This is a genomic window from Lewinellaceae bacterium, assembly GCA_020636135.1.
Classification (GTDB): domain Bacteria; phylum Bacteroidota; class Bacteroidia; order Chitinophagales; family Saprospiraceae; genus JAGQXC01.
On record JACJYK010000003.1, the window covers coordinates 191,659 to 212,650 of the forward strand.

The 20,992-nt window shown below is 48.9% G+C and carries 16 protein-coding genes and 1 tRNA gene; 10 read left to right on the forward strand and 7 right to left on the reverse strand.

The features are described from left to right. Positions 1-50 precede the first annotated feature (50 nt). On the forward strand, positions 51-857 hold the full coding sequence (locus tag H6570_20065) for a mechanosensitive ion channel (protein ID MCB9321586.1): 807 nt from the start codon (positions 51-53) through the stop codon (positions 855-857). Here the strand turns inward: H6570_20065 and H6570_20070 are convergent. Both H6570_20070 and H6570_20075 read right to left on the reverse strand, forming a co-directional pair. Beyond that, positions 845-1,489: an HAD family phosphatase gene (locus tag H6570_20070; GenBank protein ID MCB9321587.1), complete on the reverse strand. Its 645-nt coding sequence runs from the start codon at positions 1,487-1,489 to the stop codon at positions 845-847. The genes H6570_20065 and H6570_20070 overlap by 13 nt on opposite strands. A 281-nt stretch (positions 1,490-1,770) precedes the next feature. Next, positions 1,771-1,844, reverse strand: a tRNA-Ile gene (locus H6570_20075). Positions 1,845-1,965: 121 nt separating this feature from the next. Between H6570_20075 and H6570_20080 the strand changes: the two genes are divergently transcribed. From H6570_20080 to H6570_20100, 5 genes are all read left to right on the forward strand, one after another. Then, positions 1,966-2,325: a TfoX/Sxy family protein gene (locus H6570_20080; protein ID MCB9321588.1), complete on the forward strand. Its 360-nt coding sequence runs from the start codon at positions 1,966-1,968 to the stop codon at positions 2,323-2,325. Positions 2,326-2,408: 83 nt separating this feature from the next. Beyond that, positions 2,409-4,469, forward strand: a complete 2,061-nt coding sequence (locus H6570_20085) for a S9 family peptidase (protein ID MCB9321589.1) — start codon at positions 2,409-2,411, stop codon at positions 4,467-4,469. Between the two features lie 6 nt (positions 4,470-4,475). Then, positions 4,476-5,399: a DUF1295 domain-containing protein gene (locus tag H6570_20090; GenBank protein MCB9321590.1), complete on the forward strand. Its 924-nt coding sequence runs from the start codon at positions 4,476-4,478 to the stop codon at positions 5,397-5,399. Between the two features lie 77 nt (positions 5,400-5,476). Then, the gene (locus H6570_20095; protein ID MCB9321591.1) at positions 5,477-6,073 is read left to right on the forward strand and encodes a carboxymuconolactone decarboxylase family protein; all 597 of its coding nucleotides are present in this window, start codon (positions 5,477-5,479) and stop codon (positions 6,071-6,073) included. A gap of 7 nt (positions 6,074-6,080) precedes the next feature. Beyond that, positions 6,081-7,289: a cysteine desulfurase-like protein gene (locus tag H6570_20100; protein ID MCB9321592.1), complete on the forward strand. Its 1,209-nt coding sequence runs from the start codon at positions 6,081-6,083 to the stop codon at positions 7,287-7,289. Positions 7,290-7,355: 66 nt separating this feature from the next. On the opposite strand, the gene H6570_20105 is transcribed toward H6570_20100, so the two are convergent. Then, on the reverse strand, positions 7,356-10,205 hold the full coding sequence (locus H6570_20105) for an insulinase family protein (protein ID MCB9321593.1): 2,850 nt from the start codon (positions 10,203-10,205) through the stop codon (positions 7,356-7,358). 188 nt (positions 10,206-10,393) lie between these two features. On the opposite strand from H6570_20105, the gene H6570_20110 reads away from it, so the two are divergent. Next, positions 10,394-11,146: a metallophosphoesterase gene (locus H6570_20110; GenBank protein ID MCB9321594.1), complete on the forward strand. Its 753-nt coding sequence runs from the start codon at positions 10,394-10,396 to the stop codon at positions 11,144-11,146. Here H6570_20110 and H6570_20115 read toward each other — a convergent pair. The 4 genes from H6570_20115 to bshA all read right to left on the reverse strand — a co-directional run bounded on the left by H6570_20115 (position 11,113) and on the right by bshA (position 16,359). After that, positions 11,113-12,546 carry an O-antigen ligase family protein gene (locus tag H6570_20115; GenBank protein MCB9321595.1) on the reverse strand — a complete coding sequence of 478 codons (1,434 nt, stop codon included), beginning with the start codon at positions 12,544-12,546 and terminating at the stop codon, positions 11,113-11,115. The genes H6570_20110 and H6570_20115 overlap by 34 nt on opposite strands. Next, a complete protein-coding gene (locus tag H6570_20120) occupies positions 12,543-13,625 on the reverse strand; it encodes a hypothetical protein (GenBank protein ID MCB9321596.1) in 1,083 nt (360 codons plus the stop codon). The genes H6570_20115 and H6570_20120 overlap by 4 nt, the downstream gene beginning before the upstream one ends. Positions 13,626-13,724: 99 nt before the next feature. Then, a complete protein-coding gene (locus H6570_20125) occupies positions 13,725-15,170 on the reverse strand; it encodes a polysaccharide biosynthesis C-terminal domain-containing protein (GenBank protein ID MCB9321597.1) in 1,446 nt (481 codons plus the stop codon). 46 nt (positions 15,171-15,216) lie between these two features. Beyond that, positions 15,217-16,359, reverse strand: a complete 1,143-nt coding sequence (gene bshA, locus H6570_20130) for an N-acetyl-alpha-D-glucosaminyl L-malate synthase BshA (GenBank protein ID MCB9321598.1) — start codon at positions 16,357-16,359, stop codon at positions 15,217-15,219. Positions 16,360-16,436: 77 nt separating this feature from the next. Between bshA and H6570_20135 the strand changes: the two genes are divergently transcribed. From H6570_20135 to H6570_20145, 3 genes are all read left to right on the forward strand, one after another. Next, on the forward strand, positions 16,437-17,315 hold the full coding sequence (locus H6570_20135; protein MCB9321599.1) for a MerR family transcriptional regulator: 879 nt from the start codon (positions 16,437-16,439) through the stop codon (positions 17,313-17,315). Between the two features lie 146 nt (positions 17,316-17,461). Further along, on the forward strand, positions 17,462-19,180 hold the full coding sequence (locus H6570_20140; protein ID MCB9321600.1) for an AMP-binding protein: 1,719 nt from the start codon (positions 17,462-17,464) through the stop codon (positions 19,178-19,180). Continuing rightward, the gene (locus tag H6570_20145) at positions 19,177-20,988 is read left to right on the forward strand and encodes a long-chain fatty acid--CoA ligase (protein MCB9321601.1); all 1,812 of its coding nucleotides are present in this window, start codon (positions 19,177-19,179) and stop codon (positions 20,986-20,988) included. The genes H6570_20140 and H6570_20145 overlap by 4 nt, the downstream gene beginning before the upstream one ends. Positions 20,989-20,992: the final 4 nt, after the last annotated feature.

Sequence of the window (20,992 nt, forward strand, 5' to 3'; positions counted from 1 at the left end):
AGATTGGGTTAGGACTTATTTGATTTGAAAACCTTAAAATTAATGTATCAATGAATTGGTTAAGTACCATCCAGGGATATATCCTGGATTATGCCCCGAAAGTCGTACTTGCGATCCTGGTCCTGATCATCGGATTCTGGATCATCAACCGGATAACCCTGCTGGCCGAAAAACAGCTTGCCAAACAGGATGTCGACGACTCATTACAGGGTTTTCTTAAGTCGTTGATATCGATCGGGCTTAAGATCATGCTCATTTTCTCGGTTTTGGGCATGGTTGGGGTAGAAACCACTTCATTTATTGCAGTACTGGGAGCAGCCGGATTGGCCATCGGGTTGGCTTTACAGGGCAGTCTGGCAAATTTTGCTGCTGGCGTGCTGATCCTGTTCTTTAAACCCTACCGTACCGGTGATCTGGTCACACTGGACGGGCATACCGGTGTTGTTCAGGCAATCCAGATCTTCAATACCGTGCTGTTAACCCCGGATAACCGTAAGGTAATTATACCAAATGCCGTGGCCACCTCCGGAAGTATGATCAATATCAGTGGTCCCGGCAAAATCCGGGTGGATATGACGTTCGGGATCGGTTACAGCGACGATCTGGATCTGGCCCGTTCCGTGATCGAGCAGGTCAATGCTAAATGTCCTTACCTGTTGTCCGACCACAAGACGGATATTCTGGTGCATGATTTGGGTAACAGTTCCGTTAATTTTGCCGTCAGGCCGTGGTGCAGTAGCAGCGATTACTGGAACACTTATTTCTACTTCCAGGAAAACATCAAGAAGGCTTTTGACCGGGAAGGTGTCAGCATACCATTCCCACAGATGGACGTTCACCTGAATCAGAATGCCTGAAGCCTGAGTCCCATCTGAATCAATTGCCGGCGTAAGGAGATTTCCGGATCGATCAGTTTGCTTTGTAAGCCGGCCTGAATAGCACCATCGACATTTTCCGGCTTATCGTCGAGAAAAAGGGTTTCATATCCTCTCAAATGATGCTGGTCCAGAATATACTGGTATCCGGCAGTATCCGGCTTCAGAAAGCCAATTTCCTGCGAATAATAGGCACCTTCAAAGTACCGCGTGTTGAAGTCCGGAATGCCGTGTTCCCGTTCAAAGTGCCGCATACACCAATCGTAATGGATCTCATTATTATTGCTGTACAGAAACAACCGGTAGGATTGTTTTAATTCGTCCAGAACGCGAAAGCTATCTTCGGGCATACCCACCAGCATGGAATTCCAGGCGCGGATCACATCCAGAGCCTGTTTGGTATGGTCGCAAAAAGAAAGCACCCCGTTGATGAAAAGGGATGTGCTGATCTTGCCGGTATCAAACTTATGTATGGTAGGATAAATGTCCTGCATTCCATTTGGATGCAACAGGTTTGCCATTTGCTGCTGCCACCTGGGATAATCCAGGGTGAAAAGGACATTCCCCAGATCGAAGATGATGTTTTTAATGGGTGTACTACCTGACTCCATCATGACTTACTGCTTATCGCCAAACATACAAATAATTGACTGTGTACCCCTGGTAAATCTGGTGTCTCTGGTACCGCTCAGCGGTATCCATGGTTTGGCTTAGCATCATTTTCCTGAATAAGGATGTTTTGTAGAACATACATCTACATTATTATATGAATTCAACTATTTATGCTAATATTTTGCCTTTATAAGGAAATTATAACTAATATAATTAGACCAATTTGTGCAAAACTCAAAGAAAAAAGGCGTCCAATCATACATTGAACGCCTTTACAAGCTAGTGGGCCCACCAGGGCTCGAACCTGGGACCCCCTGATTATGAGTCAGATGCTCTAACCGGCTGAGCTATGGGCCCGAAGCGGAGCAAAGTTAGAATTTTCCGGATAGGTAAACAAGCACCGCGGAATACATCTTGAATCCGCCCTATTCCTTGATTTACTCAGCTTTTGTACCTTAAACCAGTCAATGCATAATTTATGGCTTACGATGAGTTTATTGCTGACCGGATCCGGCAGGCTTTCAACGATCAGGGTGCCCGGTATACCGAAAAGAAAATGATGGGCGGATTATGTTTTCTGGTCGATGATAAAATGTGTTGTGGTATCCACCTGGATAAGAAATACGGTGATCACCTGTTAATGGCCCGGATCGGTGAAGAAGCTTATGCGCGGGCCATTAAAGACCCGCATTGCCTTCCCATGGATTTTACCGGCCGGCCCATGAAAGGTTATGTTTTTGTCACCTCCGCCGGCTTTGATCAGGATGAGGCTCTGGCCCGTTGGATAAAACTCGTACTTGATTTCAATCCTCTTGCTAAATCTAGCAAACGAACGTAGGCACAAGCTATCTGGCTTTTACCAGCTATCCTGTTGTAAATTTCGGGCAAATGCGTACTTTTTGTCAGCAAAAACCGAAACGGATGTATCGCTTTATTTTCTCTTCATGCCTGCTTCTGATAAGTTTGTCGTTTACTGCCCAGAACCCGGTTAGCCTGGAGTCCCTGCTCAGTGCTTCGTATTGTTCTGCCCTTGATGGCAGCCCTGATGGCAAAGCAATCGCCTGGGTAGAGGAGAAAGCCGGAGTCCGGACATTATATGCTGCCGAAAGTCCGGATTTTTTACCGCACCTGCTGTATTCCAGCGGTAAGGATGATGGCCAGGAGGTTGGTCAGATCCAGTTTTCACCCGATCACCAGACTGTCTACTTTGTCTGTGGTGGTGGTTCGAATCGACAGGGAGAAATTCCAAACCCTGCATCCTATACGCAATATCCCGTCCGGGAACTGAAGATGGTCCCACTTACCGGAGGGTCCGTCAAAACGCTCGGCAGCTATTCCGGCGCAGTCCTGTCACCGGACGGACAGTACCTCCTTGTCCCTCAGGGCGGGCGGCTTTCCCGGCTGGACCCCGTGTCCGGTAAAATAGAGTTGCTGGTCCAGATGCGGGGCTCTTTCAGCAATGTGTCCATCCATCCCAAAACGGGTAAAATCCTATTTGCCAGCAATCGTGGTGATCACAGTTTCATTGGCTATCTGAATTCTGCGCAGGATCCGGCTATCAACTGGGTCGCGCCCTCCTTATTCCGGGATGGTGAGCCGGTATGGTCTCCTGACGGCACTCAAATTGCTTTCCTGCGTTTACCCGGGTTAGAGCAGGGCGAACTGACCAATCTCACGGGTGGCACCTCCTTTGCCGTGATGAAATACAGTCTCTCCGGTCAGCAGGCAGTCACGCTGTGGCAATCTCCTGCTGATGATGGTGGATTCGCTCAATATTACCCCAGTCATCCTCTCCTCTGGCCCTCCGGCAATGTCATTCTGTTCTATTCCGAACATGAAAACTGGATGAAGATATACCGGATCAATGCTGATGGTGGGGTACCGGCCGCGCTTATACCCGGTGCCTGTGAGATCGAACATCAATCGGTCGGCCCGAACAGCCAATTCATCGTTGTGAGTTCCAACTGCGGAAGCATCGATCTGCGTGACCTCAGTCGCATCAACATCCAGACCGGGACCATAGATCCATTCCTGGTAACCAATGAAATTGAAACCGATCCGGTAGCCCTTGCAAATGGATGGGTGGCCTACCGCAAATCAAGCGCCACCATGCCTACTGCCATATACCTCTGGGACGGACGGCAGGAAAAGAAAATTTTTCCAGTCCAGCCAGAGCCGGACTTCCCGGCGGATGCGCTGGTTACTCCTGAGCAGGTTGTATTTCAAACACCGGACAACTGGCAGGTGCATGGACAATTATTCCGCCCGAAAGGCAAGCCCAATGGCGCGGCGATCATTTTCATGCACGGAGGGCCTATCCGGCAAATGTTACTGGGATATCATTACAGCAGCTATTACGCCAATGCCTACTCGATGAATCAATACCTGGCCAGCCTAGGCTATGTGGTCATGAGTGTCAACTACCGTTCCGGCATTGGTTATGGCCGGTTATTCCGCAGAGCGCCCCAACAAGGACCTCGTGGAGCCAGCGAATACCAGGACATTGTAGCAGCTGCACACTATCTGCAGGCACTGCCTGAGGTTGATGCCTCCCGGATCGGACTCTGGGGAGGCAGTTACGGTGGTTATCTGACCGCTATGGGATTGGCCAGGAACAGTGACATCTTCAAGGCGGGAGTCGACTTGCACGGTGTCCATGACTGGGCCTGGCGGGCCAGGGACTTCTCCCCCGGTGGAGCCTGGGGCATCAATGAGGCCCTGATGGATGATGCTTATAACAGCTCTCCCATCAGCGAGGTGGGTACCTGGCGATCTCCGGTACTACTTATCCACGGAGATGACGACCGAAATGTAATGTTTGGTCAGAGCATCGACCTGGCGAGGAAACTGGACGCACATCACGTACCCTACGACGTGCTGGTCCTTCCGGACGAAGTGCACGGATTTCTACGCTATGCTTCCTGGCTGGAGGCTTACCGTCGCGGTGCTCAATTTTTTAATGATCATTTACTTAAAAAATAGGTCTTCATGATCCGTACCGCCTTTCTTCTCGTCTTTACGCTGATCATTGTACCGGTCATCATCTACTATTCCGGCATCCATCTGTCCTCATTGCAACTGGTAGTCATGGCCCGGTTGTTACGGGTCTACCTGGTCATTGCGGGGATCTGTTTTGTGGTCGGTGAAATTACCAGGAATTACAGCCAGGTTGACAAATTGTGGAGTCTGATGCCCATTGTTTACGCATGGCTTGCAACTTCCTGGTCAGGATGGGCTGATCGGATGGTCCTTATATCCGTTCTGATCACTTTATGGGGCATCCGTCTGACCTATAATTTCTTCCGCCGCGGTGGATATACCTGGCCGTTATGGCAGGGTGAGGAAGATTACCGGTGGGCTGTAATCCGGGCCAAGCCCGTCTTTCAAAAGCCCCTGGTCTGGACACTTTTTAATTTATTTTTCATCTGTTATTATCAAATGGGTTTGATCCTCTTGTTCACCTTGCCTGTCGTCGCTGCAATTCCGTCGGATCATCAACCCCTTGCCATTTCAGACTTGATCTTAAGTTTAATGTTCATTGCTTTTCTCTTTGTGGAGACGCTGGCCGATCAGCAACAATGGAATTTCCAACAGACAAAAAAGCATACGCCCATTACAGGTAAAGGATTTCTGGATACTGGATTATGGCGTATCGTCCGGCACCCAAATTATGCTGCAGAGCAAGCCATCTGGATCCTGATCTATGGTTTCAGTATCACAGCCGGAAATCCATGGATCAACTGGTCTGTTGCCGGATGCCTGCTATTGCTTTTGCTGTTCAAGGGCAGCTCTGATTTTTCTGAAGCCATTTCTGTAAGTAAATACCCTGGGTACGCTACATACATCAGGAATACCGGACGCTTTCTGCCCCGGATTTCCTTTACAAAACGGGCGATACCGGAAAATAGCTGATCTTTCTTCCGGGCTGTCTTTAAAGCTATACTGGGTAGTTTTCCTACCTTTACATCAAGCACCAAATCGTCCAATCCATGGCCTTTCTAGAACCTTTATCCGCGAATCACACGCCTGACCTGGCCGAAGATTTTGCGATATTCGAGCGTATCCTGGGCTTTGTGCCCAATAGCCTCCTGACCATGCAGCGAAAGCCGGAAATCGTCCGGGGTTTTGGTGTTTTAACCGAGGCGGTGATGGACCCCAATGGTACGGTACATCCGGGTTTTAAACGGTTGCTCGCCCATTTGTCCAGCCGGGCAGCCGGCTGTCAGTATTGTGAAGCACACTCACTGATCGCTGCTCAGATACACGATATTCCGGCTGAAAAAGTGGCTGCCATCTGGGAATATCAAACCAACCCACTGTACACGGCCGCTGAAAGGGCTGCACTCGATTTTGCTTTTGCCACCGGTCAGGTCCCCAACGGCGTAACTGCTGAGATCATGGACCTGGTGAAAAAATATTGGTCGGAAGAGCAAATCGTCGAGATGCTCGCTGCCGTCAGCTTATATGGCTTTCTCAATCGCTGGAATGACTCCATGGCTACCTCCCTGGAAATACCGGCAGAAGACCTCGGTAACCGCATCCTTCAGCGGGGAGGATGGACCGGAGGTAAACACTTGAAAAAATAAAATAACCATGTTGCAGGAAGTACGAACACATTTTACCGCCCTGAAGCAGACTGTCGGTAACCAGCCCGTGGTCTTTCTGGATGGCCCGGCAGGAACTCAGGTTCCCGATCAGGTCATTGAATCCATGGTCCGCTATTACCACCAGTCCAACGCCAATACCCACGGTCAATTTGCCAATGCGCATGAGACGGACGACATGATGGAACAGACGAGGCAGGACGCTGCAGCTTTCCTTAATGCCCCGGAATCGGGGTGCATTTCTTTTGGTCAGAATATGACAACGCTGGCTTTTGCTCTGGCACGGGCATTCGGCAGGATCTTCAAGCCGGGTGATGAAGTTTTGATCACCCAGCTGGATCATGAAGCCAATCGCGGTCCGTGGCTCACCCTGCGGGATCAGGGAATTATCGTCCGGGAAATCCGGCTTAAACCGGAGGGCGTCCTGGATTACGATGATTTTCACCAAAAGCTGAATGAGCGGACACGCCTGGTCTGTGTCGGCGGAGCGTCCAATTTTACCGGGACGGTAAATGATCTGGCGCTTATCCGGCAGGCCACGTATCAGTCCGGAGCGTGGATGCTGGTGGATGCCGTACACTATGCACCTCACTTTCTGATTGACGTTCAGGCACTGGGATGTGACTTTTTATTGTGTTCAGCCTATAAGTTTTACGGACCGCATGTTGGCATTCTGTATGCTAAACCTGGTCTGCTCAGTCAATTGCCCACAGACCGGCTGCGGACCCAGGATCCGGTAGCTCCTTATCGGATCGAGACCGGAACACTCAACCATGCTGCCATTGCTGGCGTGCAGGGTGCCATCCATTGGATGGCTTCCTGGGGTGACGGTAATTCGTTGCGGGATCGACTTGACACGGCCTATCAGCGTATCCGGGCTCACGAATACCAGCTTGCCCGCAAGCTTTACGAAGGACTGATCCATCTGTCCGGGATTACGGTGGTCGGTCCGGATATGGATGTTGCATTAAGAGCTCCTACACTATCCTTCTATCATCACCGGCTAACCGCAGATGAAGTATGCAAACAACTGGGCGAACAGGGGATTTTTGCCTGGGATGGAAACTTCTATGCCATTCGTGCAGCAGAGGTACTTGGTTTGCTGGAAAGAGGCGGCGTAACCCGGATGGGCATCTCGATGTATACTGTACCCCGTGATATCGAACGTACGCTAGAGGTCCTTGCAACAATTTCCTGAGGAAACAAAAAAGGCGTGATTACCAGAAGCATTCACGCCTTTTTTTAAATTTCCTGATCCTGGCATTTAGTTGAGGACTTGAGTCACTGGTACGGCATCCCGGTCCAGCTGAATGGGCTGACCCAATCCGCAAGCTTTTAACCGGTCCATCTGGGTGGCTCCATCTCCGATGATCACATACACCATTTTGTTCGGATCAATGTATTTTTTAATCAAGCCCTGTGCTTCCGGCAGGGTAAGTGCTTTCATTTTTTCCTGCTGCTGAACCACATAGTCCGACGGGAGATCGAACGTACTGATGTTCTCGAGCATATTCATCTTCTGAGCAAGGGTTTCAAAAGCGCGCGCATTGCTCTTGGAATACGTCTGCTTGGTTTTGTCGAGGTCCTCCTGGGAAAAGTTTTGTCCGTAATTATCGATGATATCCTTAAAGATATCCACTGACTCCTTGGTCACGTTACTGCGGACACTGCTATTGGCGATAAAGGCTCCTTCGTTTTGGCGGCGCGTGAATTGAGACCGCGCTCCATAGGTATATCCTTTTTCCTCCCGCAGGGTCATGTTCAGTTGACTATTAAAGCTTCCTCCCAATTTGTAATTGACCAGGTCGGCCATGAAATAATCATCATTGCTGGCTTTCATCGCCAGTGTTCCAACGGATACGACCGATTGTTTTGAATTGGGAACATCTACAAAATAAAGGCTTGGATGGTCCGGCGCCGTCTGTGCCGTATATTCAGGTATGATCACTTCTTTTTCATGCCAGTTATCAACCAGACCTGTCAGAGCTTTTTTTACCTGATCCCGGGTTACGGAACCAGCTACATGCATTGTAGAAATGTTCGGTGCAAAATAGCTGGCATAAAAGCTTTTGAGATCGTCAAGCGTGATCGACGCTACGGATGCTTCTGTGCCAAGCGATGAATTGGAAAGGATGTGGTCAGGTCCATAGATCAGTTTGTTGAATACATTGGACGCGATGGCATTGGGCTGTGCACCCCGCTGCTGGATATCGGTGATGGTCTTTTGCTTCACCCGTTCAAATTCCTTCGCATCCCAGCGAGGCTGCAGCAGGATTTCCTGCACCAGGGCCATGGTCTGGTCGAAATTACGTGTGAGCGAATTACCAGATAATTCGATGTATTCCGAATTGGTGTACATGCTGATGTTGGAACCTAGCAATCCGATGGCATCCTGTAATTCTTCCGGGGTTTTATTCTGAGTCCCTTCCATCATGATGTCGGTCATCAGGTTAGCTACGCCTATTTTATTCGGGTCATCCAGCAACATGCCTCCTTTGATCCGCAAGCTAAATTCAACCAGAGGCAATTCAGTATTTTCGATGCCATAAACCAGCAGGCCATCGGGCATTTGTTCATTCCAGATATTCGGTACGGTAAAATCCGGTGAGGCTCCCAATTCAGGTTCTACGCTGCGGTCGATCTGGGATGGTGTCTTATCGAATGCTACCTCATCCTCGGCCATCGGTGCATTTTCCGCTCCTTCCACGATCGGCTCTTCCACTACTTCAGCAGTTTGGGAATTGGCCAGGGCCAGATCCAATTGTCCTTTCGGTACGAAGCTGGTCGCGATAAAGGGCTTATTCTTCAGGTATTGGTTATAGACCCGGGTGATATCCTCTTTGGTGACGCCGAGGATTTTCTGGATCTCCTGCTCGAGCAGCCCGGGGTCTCCACGGAAAGTGTTGAATTGTGCCAATTGGAATGACTTGGATAAAATGCTGGAAATGCCATCGTAGAAGGCAATCTCCTGGGAATTTTTGATGCGCTCCATGTCCCGGTCATCGATGCCGTTCTGCTCAAATTGCTGGAACGCGTTTATCACCCCCTGATAGACACTGTCCAGGTCGGTATTCTCATTAGCCCGGATGCGGATCATGAACTTGCCGGCTATTTCTCCGGTACTGTTGTAGGCAGCAACTCGGGGAGCCAGTTTTTTCTCCTCGACAATCTCCTTATACAGGGGAGCCCGTTTCCCATCGGAAAGGATGGCACCGAGATAATCCAGTGCATAGGAATCGGGATGTCCGTCCTCCACAGATGGAAATACCATGGTCAGCTCAGGAAGATTGGCAAAATTGTCTTCATGGACCAGCCGGATGGTTTCGGCGACCTGCCCAGGCTGCGGCTTAATGGCCGGCACTTCCGGTTTTGCTTTGATCTCACCGAAATATTTTTCAATCAAAGGCTTGATTTCATCCGGCGTGATGTCTCCTGCAAGGACAACCGTGGCATTATTCGGACCGTAATACGTGCCATAAAATGTTTTCACATCATCAATAGTCGCCGCTTCGAGATCTTCCAGGCTTCCGATCACCTGCCAGTTATAGGGATGGCCTTCCGGGTACAACGCTTTGTCGATCACGTAACTGGTGTGCCCATAGGGTTGATTGTCCACCCGTTGGCGTTTTTCGTTTTTCACGACCTGCTTTTCATTTTCCAATACCGGTACGGTAACCGTATTGATCATGTAACCCATGCGATCGCTTTCCATCCACAGGACTTTTTCCAGCGCATCCTTGGGAAATACCTCGTAATAGATGGTACCATCCTGCCAGGTGCCTCCATTGAGGGTGCCTCCCAGCTCTTCTATTTTACGAAAGAAATTTCCTTTGCCCACGTTCTCGGAATTCTGAAAGAGCATATGCTCGAAAAAGTGCGCAAATCCGGTCCTGCCAGGCACTTCCCGGTTGGACCCCACGTGAAAGAGGATAGCCACGGAAACAATGGGGTCGGAGTGATCTTCGTGCAAAACCACTTGCAGCCCGTTATCCAGCTGATATTTTTCAAAGTCAATATTAAACTCAGTCGTATTCTTCTTCTCCATATTTTGACAGGCATTCGTCGTAAGTAAAAGTGTGATAAGTAAAGTAAAAATCGAATGAAACGGTTTCATGTTAGTCAGTTTTTAATGTTGAATTTCCGGTCCAATTGCAATACGCAGCGAAAGATAGAAAAGTTGTTGCATATGATCGTTTTATGGCCCGATAAGGCCATTCAGTGCATATTGGTTTATCTTACGGCATTTACCGGGATTCTGTTCGTAAAGCATCAGATCCTAATTGGACCATTGAATCATCGGACATGCGTATTATACAGGTCAGCGACATTCATATTGCACGGGAAGGCATTGATACCTTCGGGGTTGATGTCCGTGCAAATTTTGTGCATTTATTGGAGCATATCCGGACACTGGAGTTTGATTTGCTGGCCATAACCGGAGATTACTGTTTCAGGGAACCTCGCACTGAAATCTATGCCTGGGTCGCTGAACAGCTGAAGTCGATCAGACAGCCGATCTACCACATCGGTGGCAATCACGATCATATGTCTTACCTACATGAGGCATTTCAACTGACCCTCCCTATGCATGATCACGAATTATATTACCGGATCGAATATCAGGGTAAGGAGTTGCTTTTCCTGGACAGTGCCGTTGGTAAGATGTCGGAAGGCCAATTTAAGTGGCTGGAGGATCATCTGAATACGGCGACTGGGCCCATAATCCTGTTTACACATTACCCGCCTTATCCGATGGGCGTCCCGCACATGGATGAAAAGTATGCCTTTCAGCAATCCGGTCAGTTTGATGCCCTGGTCCAGTCCTGTGCTTATCCGGTGTACGTATTTTGTGGCCATTATCATGGTGAACGGACCGTCCATCGCGGCAATGTACACGTCCATATCGTACCTTCCTGTTTTTTCCAGATCGACCCGCGTACGGTAGAATTTCATATTGAACATTACCGCATAGGATTCCGGACCATCGATGTGTTACCGGATCAGATACGCACCTGGGTGAATTATTTGCCAGGCAATAAATTGTCACTCGTCTGACCCCTGGATTCCACTGCAGCCAGCACGGCTAACCCAAAGAAGAAAAACGGACCTACTTTATCGGTTTCTACCATGTCGTTAAGCAATAGAATGATCAAGATGTGGATCATCATGACGGCATTGACCAATACAATAATTCTTTCCTGCTTTTTGAAATGATGAAATGCCCGCTCCGAGGCATACAGAAAATAAAAACACATCACAAGAAAGATGATGAACCCGGGGATACCCTGCTCTACCGTAGTCATGAGGTAATAGCAATGAATACCCGATTTTTCCGGATTGTCCGAAACGTAGGTTCGAAAACTGCTGACGGTATACGACTTGTAATAGTTGTAGAAATTGCCGGGTCCAAAACCGAATAGAGGCCGGTCCCTGATCATGTGCATACCCGCTACCCACCGGTATACTCTTTCCATGGTTGAAATATCCTGTCCCTTGGCGGTGGCATCAAGCAGGGACTCAAACTCATAATACGTGACCGTTTTATCGTAGTCCGGAGCATAATCGAGGTAGCGGTTTTCATCCAGCATCCAGAAAATACCAGCAATACCCAATGCAACTCCCAACAACAAGGCCGTCTTTACCTGCTTAAGGTAGATGATCAGCCCTCCTCCGATACCGCCCATCAATGCAACATAAGTGGCCCGGGTGTAGGACAAATACATGGCTGTTATCAAAAGCAACGTCCCGGCCAGCCAAAAATTCCGTTTCCATCCCCGGGGTGATAGCCAAGCCAGACCGGCTATCAGCGGTATGGACAAACACACCAGTGAACCGTAATTGACATGATTCCGGAAAAAAGGTCCAACCACATTATTGATGCGATTGAATGCAAATCCGGTTGCCGCATGCCGGACCATAACCAGGACAACCACGGCGAGCAATGATAAACCCATCCATCGGATAGCCTTCTGCCAGTGCGCCGGAGTGAAAAGCAAGCCGGTGAAAGCATAAAAAGCCAGGATATACCAGGACTTGGCCAGAAAAAACTTTACCGAGGTCATGGGGTGCTGGCTGGTCACTGTTGTATACAGGATCCAAAGCAAATGTAATAACAGCAAAATGGTAATGGGGTGCCGGAAGAAAGGTATTGACAGGGTCCTTGGATTTTGAAGTAAGACCAGTACAAACAGGCCGGATAACAAAATCATCACGGGTTCGGTCGGAAGATCGGTCCCCAGTCCATTCGGGAATACCACTTCAACGGAAAAGGGGATTAGCGCAAAAAGAAGGTAGTAGTAGAAGTCATAGCTGACCAGGGCAATTGCTCCAGCTAAGATCAACCCCGGTATTATCCAGATGTACCACAGATTCAGGTAAATAGCCGTCCAGGCGCACAGGACCAACAATATTCCATAGGCGATCAGCCATCGGTCCAGTGTAGCCGTGGGATTCATAATTCCCGTAGATAGGCTTTCAGTTGATGATGTACCACGGTGCCCAGTGCTGCCAGCAGGAAGGTAAGCATGGTCGCGGCAATCACCAAAATCGACCGCTTTGGTTTTGACTTTTCCAGGGGAATCTCCGCATGTTCAACCACGTAAATACCCGGTGGCTGGGCGGTCAGAACGGATTGGATCTGCTCCAGCCGGATGCGGTCGTAACCCAGTTGGTTTTGAACCTTTTCAACGTAATCGTCCATAGCCATTGTCCTGGACACGCCGTTGTTAAACCGGCTTATCTGATCATCCAATTCTTTAACCTGGGCCTGAAAACCTGCTACCGAGGCTTTTGCCAGGGACAAGGTATCTTTTTTAATCCCCGGAGATTTCTCCATAAGCTTAACCCGGGCAGTTTCTTTAGCCAGGAGGCTGGATGCCGTCGTTAACTCGCTGGTAAGGGCTTCGGATTGGGACAGTGTATTGTAAATACCAAATTCCTGCCTCAATTTGGTCAACGAGTCATTCAGCTGCTGAAGTTCGTTGCTTTTTTCGTTGATGGTATTTCGCACGATCTGCGCCTGCTGCTGCAGATTTTCCTCGGTCATGCGGCGGCTTAGTTCATCGATCAGATCCCGGGCTACATTAGCTACCCGGGCGGCAAATTCGCGGTCTTTATCCTCAAAGCTGAGTTCTATTGCATTGAACTTGTTTTTCAGCACCTCGTAATGTTTGAAAAAGGTCTTCCGCACCTTGAATCGCGCCTTGGGTTGCTCAACATTGATCTCATAGTGATCGAGTAGCTGAAACGTATCGATCAACTGATCGACCAGCTGATAGGAGTTGGCAAAGGTCAGAACACGGTCAATATCTTCCGGTTTACCGAAATAACTGATCTCAGAAGCTCCAAAGAGTTTATACGGTTGGGTGACATCGGTACTGGCGACATAAAATGTGGTACTCGCCTTGTAATAGTTGGGCAGAAGCAGGGAAATGAGGACGCTCCCGGCTCCCGCAAGTACGGTGAGCAGGATGATCAAGCGCTTTTTCTGCCAAAGCAACTTGCCCAGAGGTATCAACATCGGATCTTGCTCCATTGCCATTTTTCAATTCGTGCCCAAAATAGGGAAATTGGACCATAATGGTGTAAATGATGCATTCCCCAACCGGATCGGCGACCCTTATTCCGGTAATGTTTATGCAGAACGCCTGGACCGGATTTCCTCCCACCAGGATTTTATCGGCAGCCATCCGATCAATCCGCTAAAAATTATTGCTGTCAGACAAAACAGGGTAAAGCGCAGGGGCCAGGATACCGGCAATTTCTGCATCGCCCAGGCCATGGCCATCCAGATCATCAGGCTAATAATAGCTCCATACCACAACTTACTCTGGGGCAAACGATACCGTTGCTGCGTAATATAAATTAACGCCACCGCCATCAAGCTCTGTGTTATCAGTGTTGCTATAACCGCACCCCAGGCCTGATACTCCGGAATCAGGATAGCATTCAATACAATATTGATCCCGATCGAAATGCCGGCAGCCCAATTCATTGCTTTAAGGTCTCCCGAGGCCGTAATCAACGTGCCGGCCACATAAATGATACCTCCGGATATAAAACAAGGCATCAGCCAGGTAAAGACCTGCGCCCATTGATCATCGGCCTCGTGGTACAACAGATGCATGATGGGTTCCGCAAAAAATACGGCAGCCATCGTGGTGATTCCGCTGATCACCCACAACAATTTGAAGGCATCCCGGTAGAGCGGATAGACGTCCTGCCGGGCCTCCAGTTGCCGGCTGTACATCGGCAATAACAGGGTCGCGACCAGATAAGCAATCATATTGGCCGCATCCAAAAGCCGGTAAGATGCGGCATATACTCCTGCCTGATAAGCACCTCCGGGAGCCAGTCGCTCAAGCATGATGCCGTCAATCCGGGTATAAAGGGTCATCAGGATCACGGTCAGGGCAAATGGCATGGTCTCACGGATAACAGCCCAGATATCCCCAGCTTTACCTACCACAATCTTTAATGTGATGCCATTCCTGCGAAGAAAAAACAATCCTACGCAAAGGGCCAGAATCATGGACAGAATGAGTAATGATACAAACCGGATTAAGGTGAAGTGATTCTGCCAGGCGGGGATGAGCAGGATCAGACCTATCAGCAGGATCAGACTACTCCGGTCTATGACCGATGTCCAGGCGTCCAGGCGGTATAATCCATTACCATTGAGCAATGACCGCACAAAAAAGACCCAGGATACCACAGCCTGATAAACGCCAAGCAATAAAGCCAGTATAATAACCTGCTGGTAACCCAGAAGAAGGGCCAGAAGGAGAAGGCTGATGAGGTAAAAACCGGTCAACCATAACTTTGCTCCGGCGATGCGGGCTGTCTGGAGCGGCTGGTGCGTCGTCCATTGTGCTACCTGACGGGTATGGTATTGATAAATGCCCAGATCGGACAGAATGTACAGGAGGTATGATAAATTGAACAAAGCGAAAAACAAACCATAGGCTGTCGTGCCCAACTGGTTCTGAACGCCACGGTCAATGAATAAAACATAAAAGGGCTTAACGATCAGGTTGATGGTGATCAGAAAAAAGATATGCCGGAGATAACCTGATTGCATGCCCTAAAGGGAATGGATAAGGTTCAAAGCTAGTTATTTTCAGACATCAGATGTCCTGGTAGACCTGATTCAGTGCCTTGTCGTAGATCTTCTCGTATTGGGGCAGGATGTTTTCGATATCAAATTGCTGGGCATGCTGGTAGGCATTTTCCCGGAATTCCTGCAATTTTTCCTCATTGGACAGCAATTCAATGGCAAAGTCTGCCATTTTATCGATGGCCCCAATAGGTGCCAGATATCCGGTGATACCATGCAGATTGACCTCCGGCAATCCGCCGATGTCGCTGGATATTACCGGCACTTTACAGGCCATGGCTTCAAGGGCGGCCAGGCCGAACGACTCCTTGCCGGACGGGATTAAAAACAGGTCTGAAATGGCAAGCAGTTCTTCCACCGCATCCTGGTTTCCCAGGAACCGGGTGTCATCGCAAAGACCAAGTTGCCTGCATTGTTCTTCCAGCCTAGGGCGTTCCGGACCATCCCCGATCAACAACAATTTAGCCGGGATTTTATCATGAACTTTCTTGAAGATTCTTATCACATCATCCACCCGCTTGATCTTCCTGAAATTGGATACATGAGCCAGGATCTTCTCACCATTTGGTGCAATGGCTTTTTTGAAGTGATCCTTATTGGCCGGCTTGAAGCGGTTAAAATTGATGAAGTTATAGATCACGTCAATTTCCTTGTCAATGTCAAAATAGGACAGTGTTGACTCTTTCAGGTTATTCGATACCGCCGTTACAACATCGGATGAGTTGATCCCGAATTCAACAACCGGTGAAAAAGATCCGTCAATGCCAACCAGGGTAATATCCGTACCATGCAGGGTGGTTACCACCGGCGTATACTTGTGTCGCTTGCGCAGCAGGATTTTCTTCGCCAGGTAAGCGACCGTCGCATGTGGTATGGCATAATGAACATGCAGCAAATCCAGGTCCTCATGCATGACCACATCCACCAGCTTACTGGTCAGTGCTGTATCATAGGGTTTAAACTCAAACAACGGATAATCGAACGGTGCTACCTCATGATAAAAGACGTTCTCCTGAAAGCCGGTAAGCCTCGCCGGACGACGGTAGGTAATAAAATGGACCATATGTCCTCTGCGTGCCAGGCCCAATCCCAGTTCTGTCGCCAGCACTCCACTACCACCAAATGTGGGATAACAAACAATACCTATCTTCATGATACCGGTAAATTTCTCGAATTAAACAAATAAATAGCATTTGTGTTTCCATAGTACTTCATTCTTCTGATACCGGCATGTATTCCCTGAAAGATCTAGAACGCTTATTGCATATTAAAGCCCAGACGCTGCGCAACTGGGAGAAACGGTACAACCTGATCAGCCCCTGCCGCACCGACCAAAATTGCCGTTGTTATACCGAAGAAGATTTTGCCTTACTGAGTGATATCACCCTGCTAAAATCGCAGGGATACAAGCTTTGTGAACTGGCTGAAAAGGATAATGATGCCATTCAGGCCATCGCATCGCAGATCCGCCAGTCCGAGCAAGAGTTGTCGGAACACATCGATCTGTTGCTGGACACCCTGGTCCAATTGAATATCGAGCGACTGGAGAAGCTGTTTGACCGGCTGCTGCAACAGTACACGCTGGACCAGATGATTCATGTGGTGATTCTGCCATTACTGGACCAGTTCAATCTACTATGGCTTACCGGCAGAGTCTATACGATTCATGAGAGGATATTAGGCCAGTTGTTGAAGCGAAAATTATATCATGCCTGTGAAGAACTCACATCAAAGGCCAGTCCCAATAGCCCGCGTATCCTGCTCTACAGCCCGGACAATGATCACAAATCGTATTTGCTTACGATCATCCAATACCTCCTGCTTCGGAGTAGCAATTACCAGGTACTTCCGGTAGGTATGCAGGTGACCACCGATGAACTGATGCCTGTGTTAAACCACCAGCAGGCAGACGCTGTCATGGTCCTGCTTACCGACAGTTTTGCTTATGGAGAGCTGGATGCCTGGATCGATAAGTTACAGGTATCGCTGCGTCCCTATCCATTGTATGTGGTTTTATTTCCCGCCCTGAGGACTTCACTCAAATCTCATCCGGGTGTCAAGGTTTTGCAGGGGATGGATCCGCTCGTTTTCGAGTTTGACCCGGTATAATCACGGATTTTCGGACTGCAGGTCCATCTCAAAATAACTTAGTATCTTATCCCTGAAGATTGGGCCTTAGCCGGATGGATGGGAGCTTAACGCGCATATTTGATGTGTTAACATTTCAGCGCCTGCGTTATCCAAATGCAGGCGTTATGCACTTTGGCTATGGCCAAAAGGAGTCGGTTTATGGTATCGACGCCCTGTGGGACCATGCCGGTCGCTGTGCCGGATGGCTTAAAAGTCAAAACCTGTATAAGGGAGACCAGATTCTTATTTTGGCCGGCCCGGCATCTTTCTCCTGGTTTGTATTGGATTTCGGCTGCCAAATCGCCGGTGTTATCCCGATAATAATCCCGGAGTATTTCCCTCAAGAAGAGATTATTCATTGCATATCATCCACTGCATGCAGATATTTTTTCTATGATAAAATAGAATTTTGGGATTTTATTCCAGAAACAATACAAAATTCAGAAATAACCTGGATTTCACTTCAGGATCAGGTGACTCCGCTTCATGCGAGCCTTGAATCAATCCTATCCGACTCAATTCCGGTTAATGAGGACCTGCTATCACAATGGTGTTCCGAAATACAATCCGAAGACACCGCGGTCATTCTCAAGACGTCCGGGTCAACCGGGCATCCCAAGAGTGTCTGCCTGAGCCACCATAATATCCTTTCCAACATCCAGTCGGTACTCCCGCTGACACCGCTGGAAAGGCAACATCGTGTGGTCAGTTTCCTTCCTATCGCCCATATATTTGAGCGTATGGTCGTCTACTGCTATCTGACGAGTGGAGCTACCATTTATTTTTTTCCTTCGGTCGGAGAGGCTTTTCATGCCTTGCCCGGGATTAAACCACACTTTTTTTCGTGTGTTCCCCGCATCCTGGAACGCATGTATGACGATTTGTTAAGCCGCATTCAGCGATTTGCCTGGCTCCGCCGCATCTGGATGCGGATGGCTCTGGAAACCGGAAAACGCTTTGGTGTGGATATCCAAAAATCACCGGTTTATTGGTTGCGCTGGGCCCTGATCGATTTCACGGTATTCCGGCAATGGCGTCATCGGATTGGCGGCCAGGTTAAAGGAATTCTGGTCGGTGCTGCCCCTTTAAATCCGGTGATCGGCCGGGTTTTTTCAGCAGCGCGCATCCGCATCCGGGAGGGTTATGGTATGACCGAAACTTCACCGGTGATCAGTTTTAACCGGTTTGAAGCCGGTGGAAACCGCTTTGGAACGGCCGGTATTCCCATCCCCGGGGTTAAAGTCCGTATTGCTGCGCCGGATCCGGATGGCAATGGTTCAATCGAAGTGTCCGGCCCGAATGTGATGCAGGGATATCTGGAAAAAGAGGCAAATGATGCGGTATTTACCACTGACGGGTGGTTTATAACCGGTGATACCGGCCGGATGGTACACCGGCGTTTCCTGGAAATCACCGGACGAACCGCAGATGCTTTCAAGACTTCCAGCGGCAAATTTGTCTCGCCGGACAGGATCAGCCGCATGCTGGATCAGGATACCCTCGTGGATAAAAGCATCATTATAGGATTTCAAAAACCTTATGTCACGGCCCTGATTTATCCGAATTTTATCCATCTGCAGTGGTGGTGTGAGGAAAACCACATCCACTGGACAGCTCCGGCATACATGGTGCACAATCCCAAAGTATTGTCGGCTTACAAAGAGGTGATTGATTCCATGAATCTCCGGGTAGCCAGCCACGAACAAATCCGGCAATTCAACTTACTCCCCATTGCATGGCAGGAAGAAGAGCTCTTCTCCGCCCTTGGAAAGGTAAAACCGCAACTATTTATTAATAAATATGCCCGGGAAATCACCGGCATGTATCAAAACAATAATCCATGAAAGCCAGCTCCCGATTATTTGATCTTCTTTACCAACAGAAAGAACGCTTTCCACTTGAGCTATGCATGGGCGAAAAGGTAGAAGGTAAGTGGACCTTCTATTCCACCGAACAAGTTATTCTGAAGGCCGAGTCCCTGGCATCAGGAATGATTGCTGCAGGATGGCCTGCTGGTTCCCGTATCGGTATCGTTACCTACCAGAATTGCCCAGCCTGGACCATAACCGATCTTGCCATTCAAATGGCTGGCATGGTCTCCATACCATTATATCCCACCATCAGTCCGCGCGAATATGCGTACATCCTCAAGGAAGCAGAAGTCATCGCCGTCTTTATGGGACCCGGTGATCTGTATGAAAAGATCCATGGCGTCCGCCAGGAAATCGCTACGCTGAAGCACTTGTATGCGTTTGAAAACAGCGAGATGATCCCTTCCTGGACAGAATTATTTGTGGCTCCATCCGATGCCATGCGACAACGTAGTGCACAGGTCTCACCGGATGATCTTTTTACCATCATTTATACTTCGGGCACAACCGGAAATCCGAAAGGCGTTATGCTTACCCATTCCAATGTGCTCAATAATGTAGAGGCAGTCAGATGTGTTTTTCCGACGGATCCGGGGGACCGGGTGCTAAGCTTCTTACCACTAGCGCATGTTTTTGAACGCGCGGGAACATTTGCCTTTATCATGGCTGACCTTTCCATTCATTTTACGGGAATCGATAATCTGGGTGGAGAAGATGGGGACCTGCAGCAGGTAAAACCCCACTTTTTTACGTGTGTACCCCGACTGCTGGAAAAAGTATATGAAAAAATATATGACCGTGGCAGCCAATTGACCGGCGTCAAGAAGAAACTCTTTTTCTGGTCTCTCGATTTGACTGAAAAATATGCCTATGATCAACCCCTGTCCGGTTGGAAAGCCTGGGTTGCAGACCGGTTGATCTTTTCCAAATGGCGCGAAGCCCTGGGTGGAAATGTGAAAGGCATCGTGACTGGAGCGGCGCCATGTCCTCAGAAGATACTCCAGGTATTTTCTGCTGCCGGTATTCCCGTCCGGGAGGCCTATGGACTGACCGAAGCATCCCCTGGCATCAGCATTAATTTATTTGAGCCTTACCATGCATTGATCGGCACGGTGGGCCCGGTACTGGACAATGTCGAGGTCCGGATTGAATCCGATGACAGCAGTTATCCGGACGGTACCGGCGAAGTGCTGATTAGTGGTCCGAATGTCATGCAGGGGTATTACAAAAATCTACCTGCTACCCAGGCCGTCCTGGAAAAAATCGGTGGTAAGACCTGGTTGCGAACCGGTGACGTCGGCACCATGGTCACCAATGACCAGGGTATTCAATTTCTGAAAATTACCGACCGGAAGAAAGAATTGTTCAAAACATCCGGCGGCAAATATGTCGCTCCGGCGCCAATCGAATCCCGGTTTAAAGAAGACCCATTCATCGAACAAATCATGGTCGTGGGGGACCAGCAGCGATTTGTTTCTGCCATTATCCTGCCGGCACGCGAGAACCTGTTGCATTGGGCCGGCAAACACGGGCTGGAAGATTTAACCTACCAAGAATTGCTAGCCCATCCTCAGGTGCTGGCACTGTTTTCGACGAACATTGACCGGATCAACCATCATTTCAGCCACACCGAACAGATCAAACAATTTATTCTCAGTGATGATACCTGGGAAATCGTAAAATCCGATGGCACAGCGGGAGAGCTAACGCCAACATTAAAATTAAAACGGCGGGTTATTCTGGATAAATACCGGCAACAGATCGAGGCAATATATGCATGATTAA

Bases quoted from the DNA above. Each gene is read 5' to 3' on its own strand.
- H6570_20065 (MCB9321586.1), top strand. From the start codon at position 51: ATGAATTGGTTAAGTACCATCCAGGGATATATCCTGGATTATGCCCCG.
- H6570_20070 (MCB9321587.1), bottom strand. From the start codon at position 1,489: ATGATGGAGTCAGGTAGTACACCCATTAAAAACATCATCTTCGATCTG.
- H6570_20080 (MCB9321588.1), top strand. From the start codon at position 1,966: ATGGCTTACGATGAGTTTATTGCTGACCGGATCCGGCAGGCTTTCAAC.
- H6570_20085 (MCB9321589.1), top strand. From the start codon at position 2,409: ATGTATCGCTTTATTTTCTCTTCATGCCTGCTTCTGATAAGTTTGTCG.
- H6570_20090 (MCB9321590.1), top strand. From the start codon at position 4,476: ATGATCCGTACCGCCTTTCTTCTCGTCTTTACGCTGATCATTGTACCG.
- H6570_20095 (MCB9321591.1), top strand. From the start codon at position 5,477: ATGGCCTTTCTAGAACCTTTATCCGCGAATCACACGCCTGACCTGGCC.
- H6570_20100 (MCB9321592.1), top strand. From the start codon at position 6,081: ATGTTGCAGGAAGTACGAACACATTTTACCGCCCTGAAGCAGACTGTC.
- H6570_20105 (MCB9321593.1), bottom strand. From the start codon at position 10,205: ATGAAACCGTTTCATTCGATTTTTACTTTACTTATCACACTTTTACTT.
- H6570_20110 (MCB9321594.1), top strand. From the start codon at position 10,394: ATGCGTATTATACAGGTCAGCGACATTCATATTGCACGGGAAGGCATT.
- H6570_20115 (MCB9321595.1), bottom strand. From the start codon at position 12,546: ATGAATCCCACGGCTACACTGGACCGATGGCTGATCGCCTATGGAATA.
- H6570_20120 (MCB9321596.1), bottom strand. From the start codon at position 13,625: ATGGAGCAAGATCCGATGTTGATACCTCTGGGCAAGTTGCTTTGGCAG.
- H6570_20125 (MCB9321597.1), bottom strand. From the start codon at position 15,170: ATGCAATCAGGTTATCTCCGGCATATCTTTTTTCTGATCACCATCAAC.
- bshA (MCB9321598.1), bottom strand. From the start codon at position 16,359: ATGAAGATAGGTATTGTTTGTTATCCCACATTTGGTGGTAGTGGAGTG.
- H6570_20135 (MCB9321599.1), top strand. From the start codon at position 16,437: ATGTATTCCCTGAAAGATCTAGAACGCTTATTGCATATTAAAGCCCAG.
- H6570_20140 (MCB9321600.1), top strand. From the start codon at position 17,462: ATGCACTTTGGCTATGGCCAAAAGGAGTCGGTTTATGGTATCGACGCC.
- H6570_20145 (MCB9321601.1), top strand. From the start codon at position 19,177: ATGAAAGCCAGCTCCCGATTATTTGATCTTCTTTACCAACAGAAAGAA.